Here is a 13,814-nt window from a genome sequence, read left to right on the forward strand (position 1 = left end):
TTAGATTCCTTCGCACCGTGCAAGGTGGCGCAGTCCGCTAAGATGGGTCTGCATCCGTCAGAAAGACGTTGAAATGCCGGTTTCGGCAAACGTAACCAGCGCAAAGCGCTGACCAATCAAAGGATGATACAAATGTCTAGTATCCTGACGAATAACGGCGCAATGGTTGCGCTGCAAACCCTAAAATCTATTAACTCGAACATGGCTGATACCCAGTCGAAAATCTCGACAGGTAAGTCTGTTGCAAACGCCAAAGATAATTCCGCCGTTTGGGCCATCTCCAAGGTAATGGAAGCGGACGTCAAAGGGTTCAAAGGCATTTCCGACAGTCTTAACCTAGGCCAGTCTACCGTTGCAGTTGCTCGCCAAGCTTCCGAAACTGTGACGGATCTTTTGACGGACATCAAAGGGAAAATTGTTGCCGCCCAAGAAGAAAACGTCGACCGAGACAAGATTCAAACAGATATTTCCGCACTACGAGACCAAATCGGGGCAGTTGTTGGTGCAGCTCAGTTCAATGGCCTGAACTTGCTGGACAACAAGGAGACAACAGCAGGTTCAGACACTATCAACGTTCTGGCCTCTCTTGATCGTTCGTCAACAGGCGTCTCTGCGTCCGATATTTCTGTTTCAAAGCAGGACCTCGGTACAACCGCTGCTACAATCACGGGAGGCGCGCAGGCGACAGGTGGCGTGCACATGTCTGGTACAGCCGCTGGCGCTACTGATGCACTTGCGGGCGTTGATACCACTGACTTTACAATTGTCACATCTGAAGTCGCAGCTGGAGTAGGGTATTCCATCTCGCTGTCCAGCGGTGCAGGTGACTTTTCCTCAGCGAACACCAGTTCGGCAACGGGGCGCCCTTCTGAAATCATGTATGTTGCTCGTGAAGGTGACACCGCTCAGGATGTTTTTGACAACTTGAACAACTCGCTCCAGACACATATTGCTGGCGAAGGTCTGTCATCTGACGACCTGTCCATGTCGTTCAATTCTTCGACGGGTGCGGTTACGGTTTCCAACACGACATCGACAGGCAATGACATCACATTGCGGGCTGACACTTACCTGGCTACGGGTACCAGTATCGGTGGTGGTTTAGGCGAACTTGCATCGCTTGATGTGACAACCCAAGAGGGTGTTGATTCTGCTCTGACCGCAATTGAAGGGTTTATCCAAACCGCCGTGGACTCGGCAGCCAACTTTGGTTCTGTTCAAGGCCGTATCGAAACTCAGTCAGACTTTATCTCTGGGCTAACCGATGCTTTGAAATCCGGCATTGGCTCTCTTGTTGATGCAGATATGGAAGAAACATCTGCACGTCTTCAGGCGTTGCAAGTTCAGCAACAACTAGGCGTTCAAGCCCTGTCGATTGCCAACCAAGCACCGCAGCAGCTGTTGTCTCTCTTCCGTTAACTCGGAACTCGGAAGGCCGGATCAATACCGGCCTTCCTTCATTAATATCCTGATCATTCAAGCCAGAAGGTTATGAAGTGAACGCCCAGTCCTTAGCCCACCGAGGCTACTCGCAAAACGCACGAACCACGCAAACGCCTCGCGGTACAGAATACGAATTGATAGCGCGGGTAACGCATCGAATAAAATCATCCGCTGAAGCCGGTCCAAGATCTTATCCCAAGCTGGTTGAAGCACTGTCCGACAATCAACGACTGTGGACAACTCTAGCTGTCGATGTGGCAGACACGGACAATGCCCTGCCTCAGGAATTGCGTGCACAAATATTTTATCTTGCTGAATTCGTTCAACAACACACGGGCAAAGTTCTCGCACGAAAAGCACGTCTTGCACCATTATTGGAAATAAACGCAGCCATCCTCAAGGGGCTGAGCGGTCGGAGGAAAAAACAATGAGCGGACTGGTACTAAAACTGGGACCCCGTGAACGCGTTCTTATCAATGGCGCCGTCATTGAAAACGGTGACAGACGTAGTCGTTTGTCAATTATAACCCCAAATGCAAATGTTTTAAGGCTGCGTGATGCAATTCATCCTGATGACGCAAAAACACCTGTGCGCCGATTGTGCTATTCGGCCCAGTTGATTCTTACTGGTGACACAGATGTCGTTGACGCCCGCCAACAATTGCTACCACGCATAGAAGAACTGAGCCACATTTTGGTTGATTCTGACAGTAGGCGCCTTCTTTCTCAAGCAACCGAAGCGTTGTTGGGAGATCAATTCTACCAATGCCTAAAAGCGCTGCGTTCATTAATTCCACGTGAGGATCGGCTTCTGGCCGCGAGACAGCTATGAGTTTTCAACCTGTAATAGTTGGGTCCGGACTAGTAGGTTGGCAGTTTCTTAAGTCAACCGAAGCATCACAGAAGAGCGTTTTTAATAGTGGTGCAGAGTTATCTCGCGATACTGAATACTTCGAGTCCAATATCGCGAATATCAAGACCGCAGAAGACTTAGTTTCCGATCGACGCTTGCTAAAAGTTGCGCTCGGTGCATTCGGGCTACAAGATGACTTGGACAACAAGTTCTTTATAAAAAAGATATTGGAAGAAGGGATTTCAGATTCCGGGTCACTCGCAAATAGAATGGCCGATGAGCGTTATAAATCATTGACCAAGGCTTTTGCGTTCGACTCGCCGCTAGGCTCACGGACGTCTCTAAGCGGTTTTCCAAATGAGATTTTGACAAAATACCGGGCACAAGAGTTTGAGATTTCCGTAGGAAACCAAGATGAAACTCTACGGTTATCCATGAATTTCGAACGCAACCTTCCGGAAATAGCCGGTTCTGACGGAACAGATGACACGAAATGGTTTCGTGTTATGGGGACCACGCCAATCAGAACTGTATTTGAAACGGCTCTTGGCCTACCGAGCAGCTTTGCCCAACTAGATTTGGACAAACAGTTGGAGACACTGCGCGACAAGACGCAATCTCGGTTTGGTGTAAGTGAGATAGATCAACTCTCTGATCCCGAAGTAATGGACAAAATTGTTCAAACCTATCTGCTCCAAAGCCAAATTAAAAATTTCTCGGCGTCATCTTCGAATCAAGTGGCAGTAACGTTGCTCCAGCAAATTCCCCGAACCTCTCTTTTCGGCTAGAAATTTGCAGTGGGGGGAGCTCCCCCTACTGACTTTGTACTATTGATCTTTGTTGTGGTCGCTTTGCGGGAGAAATATTGGCCCTTCGAAGAATAAGCTGCAACTTTTGAAACGACGCCGTAGGTCCGTTTGGAGATTTTTCGGCTAGAAACTTGTCTATTTCTGGCCAGGCCCGAATTGCTTGATCCAATACCGGGTCCTCCCCATCACTGTACAAACCGGCCCGGATCATCGTTTCAGATTTCGCGTATGCCCCTAGTAGCTGTCGAACCTGGCTGATTATCTCATTCTCCTTATAGTCAGCAGCCTCGGGAAGACTTCTGGATACTGAGCGCAGCAGATCAATTGCAGGGTAGCGACCTCGTTCCGCAATTTGCCTATCCATAACAACATGTCCATCAAGGACACCACGGAGAATGTCAGCAACCGGTTCATCCATATCCGAACCAGCGACTAGAACACTGAAAATTGCGGTGATGTCACCGGCATCAGAAACTCCAGGTCCAGCACGTTCCGCCAACCGCATTATTTGATGCGCGACAGACGGCGGGTGCCCGCGAAGGGCAGGAAGTTCGCCTGACGCGATAGCAACTTCGCGGTGAGCTTCCGCGAAACGAGTTATAGAATCAGCTAAATATAGAACGTGTAGACCTTGATCACGGAAATGCTCAGCTATGGTCATGGCCGCTAGCGGGCAACGGCGTCGTTCAAGCGGTGATCGGTCGGATGTTGCCGCCACGACAACGCTTCTCGCCATGCCTTCCGGCCCCAGGACGTTGCTAACAAAATCTAAAACCTCTCTTCCGCGCTCCCCCACCAAAGCCAGTACAACAACATCTGCTTGCACACCCTGCGCCAATTGGGCCAGCAATCGAGATTTGCCAACACCAGATCCCGCAAAAAGGCCGACTCTTTGACCTTTAACAATTGGCAACAGAGTATCGAAAATGGACAAGCCAGTAGCAAGGCGATCGCCCAGTTGGCGCCTAGCTGCTGCAGGAGGCGGACTGGCTCTAAAGGGCCTGCGACGGGGCCCAGGGCCTAACGGAGCTCCATCTAGGGGCCGACCGTACGCATCAATAACACGCCCAATCCAACTATCACAGGGCGCCAAGGTTGGAGGGCCCAGCACGGCAACACGATCGCCTTTGGATACGCCGTCTGCTGCCTCATCTGGCAACATTGCGACAAGATCATCCCGGATTCTGAGTGCTTCTCCACCCAGCTCTCCTTCGGGTCGTATGAGGCGCAAACGATCACCGATACATGCATCCTCTGCCAACCCCTTTACCCAGATGGTTGTTCCATCTACCTCCTGAACACGACCCACGGCCTTGACTGGTTGCATCTGTGCGATTCTGGCCCGAAGGCCGGCAATGTCTTCTTCCATCGGTCACTCCATTCATTTCTCTGCAAACTGTTTCTAAAGGAATCAGGGTTAAGCCTTGGTTGAAACAAATCGAGGGAGAAGCCCCGATGTTCCAAAACTTGGACATCTTTAGAACGGCGATGGCCATGGCAAAGCATGCTGGTAACCAGCAAGCTTTGAGTTCGCAAAATATCGCCAATGCCGACACACCCGGTTATCGCGCACGTGAAATGCCTAAATTTCAAGATACTTTGCGCAGTGCTTTAACCAGTCAGAAAGCTACCCGGACGTCACATTTACACGGACAGTCGGATCGCAGTGTTGATGGCTCAATAGTCAAATCCGCATTGGATCCTAACGGTAACACCGTCTCTCTCGAAGAAGAAATGGTCAAGGCTGTTGAAGCGAAACGCCACCACGACAAGGCGATTGCAATCTACCGTAGCAGTCTGTCCGTTTTGCGAACCAGCCTTGGCCGGTAACAAGTAAGGAGCTGAATATGAGTGCTTTTTCGGACGCCCTATCCGTCACATCAAGCGGCTTGCGCGCGCAAGCAAATAGATTGCGCATTGTCTCAGAAAACATCGCCAACGCCGACACGCCTGGATATCGCAGGAAAACCATTCCCTTCGAGATTGAACAGGCCGGTTCCCAATTGGCGCGCGTTCAAGCAGGAAAACCTAATTTGGACAAATCCGACTTGGCGCGAATCCATGATCCATCGCACCCATTGTCTGATGCGAGTGGCCATTATGAAGGCTCCAACGTCGATTTGATAATCGAAATCGCCGACGCAAGAGAAGCCCAGCGCAGCTATGAAGCCAACCTCAAGATGTTTGACCAAACACGTCAAATGTCGACTGGGTTGATGGATTTATTGCGTCGATAATCTTTAATTTAAAACAGGAGGCCAGAATGGACGTCCGATCACTTTTTGCTGCTCAGAAATATGCAGCATCCATGCCAGCAATGGAACCGAAACCCGAAGCCCCGGCGCTTGCTGAAGCTCAGTTTTCAAAATTTGCCGATGAATTTGCCAGTACACTGCGTCAAGCAGAGGCAGCCTCTCAGGGTACAATGGTCGGCGATGCCGATCCACATGCGTTGGTTGAGGCATTGGCCCAATCTGAATTAGCCGTCGAAACCGTCGTTGCAGTGCGTGACAAGGTTGTCGAAGCCTATCAAGAAATTCTTCGAATGCCAGTTTGACCGATGTTAACTGAAGCCATTTTTTTTGACACTCTACGCCAAGGCCTTTGGGTGGCCACCATCACCTCAATCCCGATTTTGTCAGCCGCATTGGTTGCAGGCGTCGGAGTTGGGTTGTTTCAGGCTCTGACGTCAATCCAAGAAATGACCCTAACGTTTGTACCAAAGCTTCTCGCCATCGTCGCCGTGTTTTGGATTTCGATGAGCTTCATGACACGCACGTTGGTGGATTTCTTTCAGAACCAGATCATCCCGATCATCACCGGAGGTTAAAATGGAAACCGCAGGCTATACAACACTATCGCGCCAAACTGGCTTGATGCGTGAAATGCAGGTGATCGCGAACAACATCGCCAATGCCAATACCAGTGGCTTTCGCCAAGAAGGCGTTATCTTCTCAGAATATGTCGCGGAAGGAGACGGTGTTTCCGGCGTTGCTATGGCATCTGCACGGGTTCGCAACACATCCTATGTTCAAGGGACCCTCGAGCAAACGGGCGGCACCTTTGATATGGCAATCGAGGGCGACGGATTCTTTTTAATCCAAGCCCCAGACGGCCCGCGCCTTACCCGCGCCGGAGCGTTCTCCCCAAGCGCAGAAGGAACATTGGTGACGCCGGATGGTTATCCGGTTCTCGATGCTGGCGGAACGCCAGTTTTTGTTCCACCTCAATCTGACGATCTTGCGATTGGGCGGGATGGCACCCTTAGCAGCGCTGGTCGCGCCATCGGCCAGATCGGCGTTGTCCGCCCATTGGACGAACGCCAAATGGTGCGCGAGGGCGGGGTCTTGTTCCGCGCTGACGAAGGTTTTGAACCACTTGAAAACCCACGGGTAATGCAAGGTTTTGTTGAAGCGTCCAATGTGGATCCAATCCTTCAGGTTGCACGTATGGTCGAAGTCCAGCGCGCCTATGAATTGGGCCAAAGCTTCATGGAAAGAGAAGATGAGCGGGTCAGATCCGCTCTGAAGGCATTCATCAAATAAGGAGGCAGATATGCGAGCGTTGAAAATTGCTGCAACGGGCATGAGCGCCCAACAAATGCGGGTCGAGGTTATTTCCAACAACCTCTCAAACATGAGCACGACGGGCTACAACCCGCGTCGAGCCGAGTTCGCCGACTTGCACTACCAACAAATGACTCGAGCCGGCACAGTTAATGCTTCGGACGGCACAGTCTTGCCAACAGGAATTCAGCTTGGACTTGGCGTCCGACCCTCCGCAGTCTCTGTGCAGCTGTCTCAGGGGTCTTTGTCCGCAACTGGGGGTGACTTGGATGTCGCCATTGAGGGGGCCGGATATCTCGAAGTGACTCTTCCCTCAGGCCAAACAGCGTACACCCGAGATGGTGGTCTAAAACGAACTGGCGAGGGTTTGATTGTCACGTCCGATGGCTTCCCGGTTTCACCTGAAATCGTCATCCCATCCGATGCGCTAAGCGTCTCGATCAACCCCGAGGGAGAAGTTTTTGCCTATTTCGCTGCAGACGCGGAAGCGCAACTATTGGGGCAATTTACCATGTCCGGCTTTACCAACCCAAAGGGCCTCGAAGCGATTGGCTCCAATATGTTCACCGAAACTGAGGCCTCTGGTCCGGCCATACAAACAACACCCGGCCAAGATGGATTGGGCTCGTTGCGCCAAGGATACTTGGAAGACAGCTCAGTCGATGCCGTTCGGGAGATCACTGATCTGATCGAAGCCCAGCGCGGATACGAGCTTAACTCCAAAGTCATTTCAGCAGCCGACCAAATGCTGAGCGCAACCAGCCAGGTGCGCTAATGAAAACTCTGTTCGCCATATTGCCGTTGTTGGCCAGCCAAGTCGCGGCGGACACCATCGTCGCGACAAGATCAATACGCCCACAACAACTCATTACTGCAGAAGATGTTCGGTCGGAACCTGCGGACGTCGACGGGGCCTATGCATTCCTCGGAGAAGTCATTGGACAAGAGGCGCGGGTCGCAATTTACCCCGGGCGCGCGGTGATGTTCGGTCAAGTTGGACGCCCGGCACTGGTTGAACGGAATCAAATGGTTGAGCTTATTTTTTCACTGGGCGGTTTGAGAATCGCGGCAGAGGGCCGAGCCTTGGCCCGCGCTGGAGCCGGAGAGCGTATCCGCGTCATGAATACAGATTCCAAGACGGTACTTTTTGGCACTGTTGCCGAAAACGGTTCTGTATTGGTAACCAATTAAGGACAATATTGTGAGACCTATCAGCCTTCTTGCTTTGATTTTGCTTGTGTCGGCGTGCGGACGTATGAATCATATAGGCAAGCCCCCAGATTTTACACCACCGACCCAGAGCCCTGAACGTGTCGCTATGATCGCGTCTGGAATCCCTGACGCCGCACCCTTGAACCGAAAGTCAGAAGCGGCCTCGTTGTGGAGCGGCGGACAAACCTCATTGTTGGGTGACCGACGGGCTATAAAACGCGGTGATATTATGACTGTAGTCATCGAAATTGACGAAAGTGCCGAAATTTCGAATAGTACAAATCGTTCGAGGTCTGGATCTGAAAGTCTCGAAATTCCTCAATTTTTTGGAATTCCTCAGAGGATAAACCAGGGCATCACTGACGGTGCAAGCTTGGACAACGCCGTCGATTTAGGAAGCAGCAGTAAATCCAATGGAAGCGGCTCTGTTAAACGCAGCGAAACTCTAACACTCCGGATCGCAGCAACGATAACAGACGTTTTACCCAATGGTATTCTCGCGATTGAAGGTGCTCAAGAAGTTCGTGTTAACTTTGAAATGCGTGAGCTCCTGGTTTCTGGCTATGTCCGCCCAGAAGACATCTCGCGTCAAAACGAGATCACCTACGACAAAATTGCCAGTGCTCGTATTTCATACGGGGGCCGCGGCCAGATCAGTGACATGCAACAACCTCGTATCGGCCAGCAAGTTCTGGACGTCGTTTTACCCTTCTAAGGAGGCAACATGCGCAAGCTTTTACCAATTATTTTGGCTCTGCTCGGAACTGGTGCAGGCGTTGGTGCGGGCCTCTTCTTGATGCCCGAACCAACTGCAGAAGACGTTCATGCTGCTGCCGACTGTGTTGTGCCTACAGAGGAAGTTAAACACGAAAGCCCTGATACGCAAAATGATGGGCCCGCCGAAGGGCGTGAGTATGTCAAACTGAACAATCAGTTTGTCATCCCCGTTGTCGGGCCAGATCGTGTCAAGGCACTTGTTGTTGCTTCATTGAGTGTCGAAGTCGCGTCTGGGACCACTGAAGTGGTTTATGCAAGAGAGCCCAAACTGAGGGATGTTTTCCTGCAAGTCCTTTTTGATCATGCAAACATTGGCGGTTTTGAAGGAACTTTTACAAGCAACGACCGCATGAGTATTTTGCGAACTGCCCTCCTAGAAGCCGCAAAGCCCGTTCTTGGAAGCGATTTATCCGACGTTCTGGTCACCGAAATCGCGCGTCAGGATTCTTAGCATTCACCCAATTGTGTCTGTCTAAAAATACACAAGCATTCTCCCATGCCACATAGCCCGGGCCCAAAAGCTAGGTTTCATCTGGATTGAAGACATGGTCTGGTCCGGTGCGCTTTCGGTCGAACGCCAAGGGGTTTGCAGGTCAAACTACCAATAATCGGAGCTTGGCCGAACTTCGATTACTTCATTAGATTGTCCTTTGGCGTGTTTTCAATCAGCGTCCAGTAACGCCCTGAAAGGCTGTCTCATAAGCGGTTGACCTCTCAATGCGCGCCAAAAAAATTTAGAAAAAAACTTACTAAAAATAAACTGCTGCCTTCTAGCCTGTCAGAGCAGAGAGCTGGGAGCGACAAAATGGTTAGCAAACGAAGTATCTACGGAAAAGGCACCCCAAGGACGTTTGATTGCAACTTCCAATGCAGTAGCGACCGCCTTGACCCTTCCTTCCCAAGAACACATGGCCTGAAGGTTGAATATGAAACCTAAGTCTTCGTCTCTGTTCAATCCAACAATCCTCATGTCGTTGGCCTTGATGGCCGTCATCGTCATGATGATCCTTCCAATGCCTTCCTGGGTATTGGATGTCGGTCTTGCCGCTTCCTTTGGGCTTGCGATTCTTATCTTCACCGTCACTCTTTTTATTGAGAGACCGCTCGATTTTTCGGCATTCCCGACCATTCTACTAACATCTCTTATGCTGCGTCTCTCACTCAATGTTAGCTCCACAAAACTGATTATCGGTGAAGGGCACACAGGAACTCATGCAGCCGGCGAAGTCATTCAAGGTTTCGCTAACTTCGTCATGGGCGGAAGTGTTTTCCTTGGCCTTGTGGTTTTTGGCGTCCTGATGATCGTAAACTTCGCCGTCATCACAAAGGGTTCTGCACGAATGGCCGAGGTCTCCGCAAGGTTTGCCCTTGATGCTATGCCTGGCAAGCAACTTGCTATCGACGCCGACATGTCTGCTGGGGCAATCGATCATGCTGAGGCAAAACAGCGACGCGATACTGAACAGCAAGAGACAACGTTTTTTGGCTCCTTGGATGGTGCCTCGAAATTTGTGAAAGGCGATGCGGTCGCTGGCTTGTTGATTACGGGGCTTAACCTGGTAATGGGAATGATCATGGGAGTTGTAGTTCATGGCATGCCCCTGGGCAGCGCCATGGAAACCTATGCTATTCTAACAGTCGGCGACGGTCTAGTTTCCCAAATTCCCGCGGTCATTATTTCTATTGCTGCCGGCTTGTTGCTGGCCCGTGGGGGATCCAATGTTGCGGCGGATGTTGCCGTGGCGAACCAACTTGGGCGTCACCCTGCGGCACTAGCAACTGTAGCGGTACTAATGGCACTTTTCGCCTTGGTCCCTGGATTGCCTTTTGTTCCATTCATTGCAGGGGCATGTCTACTTGGTGGGGCGGCTTGGTGGCTGTCTCAGAAAAACACCGAAGAAGAGACAAATGAGGTAGAAAACGAACCGGTTGAACCTACAATCCGACCAATGGGAGACGTCTTGGATTTGGACGACATTCATGTCGAGTTTGCACCGGATCTCGTCAATATGGCACTGGACCCCGGGACCGGACTGGATGTGCGTATCGCCAATATGCGAAACCACATTGCGTCAACTTTTGGTTTGATTTTACCAGAGATACGCCTCACCGATGCATCCGCGCTACCAGTTGGTACCTACGTTATCAGAATCCATGGCGTAGAAATGGCGAGAGGAGTTTTGAACTCGGATTTAGTACTTGCGCTCGTTCCAGAGGGCAACAATGCCCTACCGAGTGGTGAGGATGTTACTGAGCCTGTTTATGGAGCACCCGCCCGCTGGATTCGGCCAGAAGATCAAGAGCGAGCCTCAATCACCGGTGTTACAATTGTGTCCCCGGCCGAGGTGCTGGCCACCCATCTACTTGAAGTTATTCGTAGGAATTTCGGTCGCTTACTGACCCTCAAGTCTCTGCGGCGTCTACTAGATGAAATGGTCAATCTGACCAACTCAGGTCGCGCAGATGCGAACCGGAAATTGATAGATGAATTGATCCCCGAAAAAGTTCAAATAGATACGTTACACCAAGTGCTCCGGTTGCTTTTAGATGAACAAGTTTCCGTTAGAAACCTTCCCCTCATTCTAGAAGCCATTTCCGAAATGCGCGGCCAACAAACCAGACCCGACCTGATTTGTGAGCACGTTCGTCAGAGAATGGGCTTTCAACTGGTTGCTGGTATGCGACGTGAGGACGGGTCAATTCCTTTAATCCAGCTGGCTCCTGAGTGGGAAGAAACCTTTACAACCTACCAAATTGACGGCGGACAAGGTGCGCTGGATGTGGCTTTGCCGCCGGACCGCTTTGAAGCACTAACAAATGGTCTCGCCGAGCAAATCGGGGAAGCGGGAAGCCGAGGAGTATTGCCCGCTGTCGTAACATCCGCCCGGCGCCGCCGCTTCATCCGAACTGTTATGGCGGCAAAGGGTATTACAAACCCTGTGATGTCATTTGAAGAAATCGGTGTGGAGGCCAAGCCGACGCTTGTAGGGGTGGTCGCGGCGTGACCAACCTTTTGCCGCTTGTGGAAAGTCTATCCCATTCAATGTGGGTTTCTCTTATTGTCTTCCTGAGGGTCGCCGCTGCGGTTTCCGTGATGCCCGCGTTCGGCGAGCAAATGATTTCTACACGTATTAGGCTCATTGTTGCCTTGTTACTCACTGTTACAGTCGCTCCGGCCATATCGACGGAGCTCGCAATACCTGATCCAAATTTGTTTTTCTTTCTGAGAGCCCTAGCAACAGAAACACTGTCTGGGCTTTTCCTGGGGCTCATGCTGAGAACATTTACTCTAGCGATCCAAACCGCCGGCGCAATTGCAGCTCAATCAACCTCTTTATCCCAATTGTTAGGACAATCCGGTTTGGACCCTTTGCCAGCAGTCGGCAACATACTAGCAATTGCAGCTCTGGCTCTCTTGATGGTAACGGGATTTCACGTAAAGGCCGCTGCCTTTTTATTGCTCTCATATGACATACTCCCGGCTTTGCAGTTTCCTATCCCGGCCGATATTGCAGAGGCCGGAAGCGCACAAATCGCAAAATGTTTTGCCCTCGCATTTACCCTGGCGGCTCCTTTTGTGGTCCTTTCCGTTCTCTACAACCTGACTCTCGGGGTCATCAACAAAGCAATGCCCCAGCTAATGGTAGCATTTGTTGGTGCGCCAGTAATCACCTTCGGGGCTATTGCTTTTTTACTTGTATCAGCACCCCTGATGCTGACTGTTTGGATTCATGCTATGGACGGCTTTCTAGCCGCACCTTTTAGGTAGCATCTTATGGCAGAGCAGGACGAGAGCGGCGAAAAAAGCCATGAACCATCCCAAAAGAAGCTGGATGACGCACGCAAGAAAGGTGAAATACCGCGGGCCACTGATCTTCTAACAGCCATGGGCTACATGGGTTTATTGCTCGGTGCTGTTTCTTTCGGCGGTCATAGTCTCACAAACTTCGCAAACGTCCTACTTCCCTTCTTGGAACAGCCAGAAAGAATGACATCTTTGTTCTTTGACGGGAATGCAAAACCTATTTCTGGCCAAATTTTGTCAGCCGGATTAGCACAGGCTCTTCCATTGCTACTGGCTCCCACTGCCTTTGTTCTTTTGACCTTATTTGCAACGCGTAGTTTCGTTTTTTCCAGTGGGAAACTAAAGCCAAAAGGCTCCCGCTTGTCACCTTTGGAGAACGCAAAAAATAAATATGGTCGCAGAGGGTTATTTGAGTTCTTCAAAAGTTTTGCAAAACTTTCCATCTACTCCATTTTACTTACATTGTTCATTCGAAATCAACTTGACGGAATAATCGGAACTGTCAGAACCTCACCCGGAGAGGTTTTCATGATGATCCTTTCTTTAGTTACTCAATTTTTGTTCATTGTCGTTCTAATCGCGATGACCATCGGTGGAATTGATGCATTTTGGCAGAGAGCTGAACACATTCGTAAAAACCGAATGTCGTTCAAAGAGTTAAAGGATGAAATGAAGGAAGCTGAGGGTGACCCACATTTAAAACAGCACCGACGAATGAAGGCCCAGGAACTGGCGCTCAACCAGATGATGGCCGAAGTCCCGAATGCGGATGTCATAATTGTTAACCCAACGCATTACGCAGTAGCTTTGAAATGGAGTCGAATGCCTGGAACTGCGCCTGAATGTGTGGCCAAAGGTGTTGACGAAATTGCTTTAAGAATTCGAGAGGTTGCCACTGAAGCAGGTGTTCCAATTCATTCAGATCCGCCAACAGCTCGGGCACTGTTTGCGACCGTTGACGTTGGCCAAGAAGTTGACCCTGATCACTATCAACCGGTGGCGGCAGCAATTCGCTTCGCACAAAACATGCGCGAAAAGGTGCGCACTAAAGGATGGTTATGAAAACCGATCTAGTTGAATTAGTCAAAGTAACGTCGGTGATGAAGGAAAAAGCCATGGCTTCACATCGCGCGAACGTCGAAGAACGTCATAGGATAGAAGAGGAAATAGATCAAATTGATGTTCTAAGAAAAACGGTACAAACCGACGAAGAAAACCTAACGGCACGGCGAGCGGTTGGTGCGGACTCTCTCTGGCAAAGCTGGCTGATACGTAGACGGGCCGACCTATTGCGTGAAGCTGCGATGGCTCGCGCCCTTGAAGGGGAAAGCCTTAAAAGAGCTCAATTT

Annotated in this window: 19 protein-coding genes; 17 read left to right on the top strand and 2 right to left on the bottom strand. The window is 50.6% G+C overall.

Translation table 11 applies throughout. The annotated features are described in order from the left end of the window. Positions 1 to 132 precede the first annotated feature (132 nt). The 4 genes from AC5EFR_RS23000 (at position 133) to AC5EFR_RS23015 (ending at position 3,084) form a co-directional block, all read left to right on the top strand. Positions 133 to 1,419 carry a flagellin N-terminal helical domain-containing protein gene (locus AC5EFR_RS23000; protein WP_493578022.1) on the top strand — a complete coding sequence of 429 codons (1,287 nt, stop codon included), beginning with the start codon at positions 133 to 135 and terminating at the stop codon, positions 1,417 to 1,419. A gap of 77 nt (positions 1,420 to 1,496) precedes the next feature. Continuing rightward, complete coding sequence (gene flaF / locus AC5EFR_RS23005) at positions 1,497 to 1,874, top strand: flagellar biosynthesis regulator FlaF (RefSeq protein WP_493578023.1); 378 nt, start codon at positions 1,497 to 1,499, stop codon at positions 1,872 to 1,874. After that, positions 1,871 to 2,275, top strand: coding sequence for a flagellar biosynthesis repressor FlbT (flbT, locus tag AC5EFR_RS23010; RefSeq protein WP_493578024.1), 405 nt, complete (start codon positions 1,871 to 1,873; stop codon positions 2,273 to 2,275). Before flaF ends, flbT begins: the two co-directional genes overlap by 4 nt. Continuing rightward, positions 2,272 to 3,084, top strand: a complete 813-nt coding sequence (locus AC5EFR_RS23015; protein ID WP_493578025.1) for a DUF1217 domain-containing protein — start codon at positions 2,272 to 2,274, stop codon at positions 3,082 to 3,084. Before flbT ends, AC5EFR_RS23015 begins: the two co-directional genes overlap by 4 nt. Positions 3,085 to 3,109: 25 nt before the next feature. Here the strand turns inward: AC5EFR_RS23015 and AC5EFR_RS23020 are convergent, their stop codons facing one another. Beyond that, positions 3,110 to 4,474 carry a FliI/YscN family ATPase gene (locus AC5EFR_RS23020; protein WP_493578026.1) on the bottom strand — a complete coding sequence of 455 codons (1,365 nt, stop codon included), beginning with the start codon at positions 4,472 to 4,474 and terminating at the stop codon, positions 3,110 to 3,112. 86 nt (positions 4,475 to 4,560) lie between these two features. Here AC5EFR_RS23020 and AC5EFR_RS23025 point away from each other — a divergent pair, with 86 nt between their 5' ends. From AC5EFR_RS23025 to AC5EFR_RS23065, 9 genes are read left to right on the top strand one after another with little or no spacing between them, the layout of a single operon-like run. Further along, a complete protein-coding gene (locus AC5EFR_RS23025) occupies positions 4,561 to 4,935 on the top strand; it encodes a FlgB family protein (protein ID WP_493578027.1) in 375 nt (124 codons plus the stop codon). 17 nt (positions 4,936 to 4,952) lie between these two features. After that, complete coding sequence (gene flgC / locus AC5EFR_RS23030; RefSeq protein WP_493578028.1) at positions 4,953 to 5,342, top strand: flagellar basal body rod protein FlgC; 390 nt, start codon at positions 4,953 to 4,955, stop codon at positions 5,340 to 5,342. Positions 5,343 to 5,368: 26 nt separating this feature from the next. Then, the gene (gene fliE / locus AC5EFR_RS23035) at positions 5,369 to 5,662 is read left to right on the top strand and encodes a flagellar hook-basal body complex protein FliE (RefSeq protein WP_493578029.1); all 294 of its coding nucleotides are present in this window, start codon (positions 5,369 to 5,371) and stop codon (positions 5,660 to 5,662) included. A 3-nt stretch (positions 5,663 to 5,665) separates the two neighbouring features. Further along, positions 5,666 to 5,935, top strand: a complete 270-nt coding sequence (locus AC5EFR_RS23040) for a flagellar biosynthetic protein FliQ (RefSeq protein WP_493578030.1) — start codon at positions 5,666 to 5,668, stop codon at positions 5,933 to 5,935. A 1-nt stretch (position 5,936) separates the two neighbouring features. After that, positions 5,937 to 6,650, top strand: a complete 714-nt coding sequence (locus AC5EFR_RS23045; protein ID WP_493578031.1) for a flagellar hook-basal body complex protein — start codon at positions 5,937 to 5,939, stop codon at positions 6,648 to 6,650. 10 nt (positions 6,651 to 6,660) lie between these two features. Continuing rightward, the gene (gene flgG / locus AC5EFR_RS23050; RefSeq protein ID WP_493578032.1) at positions 6,661 to 7,446 is read left to right on the top strand and encodes a flagellar basal-body rod protein FlgG; all 786 of its coding nucleotides are present in this window, start codon (positions 6,661 to 6,663) and stop codon (positions 7,444 to 7,446) included. After that, positions 7,446 to 7,862 carry a flagellar basal body P-ring formation chaperone FlgA gene (gene flgA, locus AC5EFR_RS23055; RefSeq protein WP_493578033.1) on the top strand — a complete coding sequence of 139 codons (417 nt, stop codon included), beginning with the start codon at positions 7,446 to 7,448 and terminating at the stop codon, positions 7,860 to 7,862. The genes flgG and flgA overlap by 1 nt, the downstream gene beginning before the upstream one ends. Before the next feature lie 7 nt (positions 7,863 to 7,869). Further along, complete coding sequence (gene flgH, locus AC5EFR_RS23060; RefSeq protein WP_493578042.1) at positions 7,870 to 8,598, top strand: flagellar basal body L-ring protein FlgH; 729 nt, start codon at positions 7,870 to 7,872, stop codon at positions 8,596 to 8,598. A 9-nt stretch (positions 8,599 to 8,607) separates the two neighbouring features. Next, positions 8,608 to 9,111, top strand: a complete 504-nt coding sequence (locus tag AC5EFR_RS23065; protein WP_493578034.1) for a flagellar basal body-associated protein FliL — start codon at positions 8,608 to 8,610, stop codon at positions 9,109 to 9,111. Positions 9,112 to 9,438: 327 nt separating this feature from the next. Here the strand turns inward: AC5EFR_RS23065 and AC5EFR_RS23070 are convergent, their stop codons facing one another. Next, a complete protein-coding gene (locus AC5EFR_RS23070) occupies positions 9,439 to 9,660 on the bottom strand; it encodes a hypothetical protein (RefSeq protein ID WP_493578043.1) in 222 nt (73 codons plus the stop codon). Here AC5EFR_RS23070 and flhA point away from each other — a divergent pair. From flhA to AC5EFR_RS23090, 4 genes are all read left to right on the top strand, one after another. Continuing rightward, on the top strand, positions 9,587 to 11,665 hold the full coding sequence (gene flhA, locus AC5EFR_RS23075) for a flagellar biosynthesis protein FlhA (protein ID WP_493578035.1): 2,079 nt from the start codon (positions 9,587 to 9,589) through the stop codon (positions 11,663 to 11,665). The two genes, AC5EFR_RS23070 and flhA, sit on opposite strands and share 74 nt — an antisense overlap. Beyond that, positions 11,662 to 12,429 (top strand): flagellar biosynthetic protein FliR, encoded by a 768-nt coding sequence (locus tag AC5EFR_RS23080; protein ID WP_493578036.1) that lies wholly within the window; start codon positions 11,662 to 11,664, stop codon positions 12,427 to 12,429. Before flhA ends, AC5EFR_RS23080 begins: the two co-directional genes overlap by 4 nt. Before the next feature lie 6 nt (positions 12,430 to 12,435). After that, positions 12,436 to 13,527: an EscU/YscU/HrcU family type III secretion system export apparatus switch protein gene (locus tag AC5EFR_RS23085; protein WP_493578037.1), complete on the top strand. Its 1,092-nt coding sequence runs from the start codon at positions 12,436 to 12,438 to the stop codon at positions 13,525 to 13,527. Further along, positions 13,524 to 13,814, top strand: a 291-nt coding sequence (locus tag AC5EFR_RS23090) for a hypothetical protein (RefSeq protein ID WP_493578038.1), incomplete at its 3' end; no start/stop codon positions are given. The genes AC5EFR_RS23085 and AC5EFR_RS23090, both read left to right, overlap by 4 nt.

Source organism: Pelagimonas sp. (assembly GCF_058892305.1).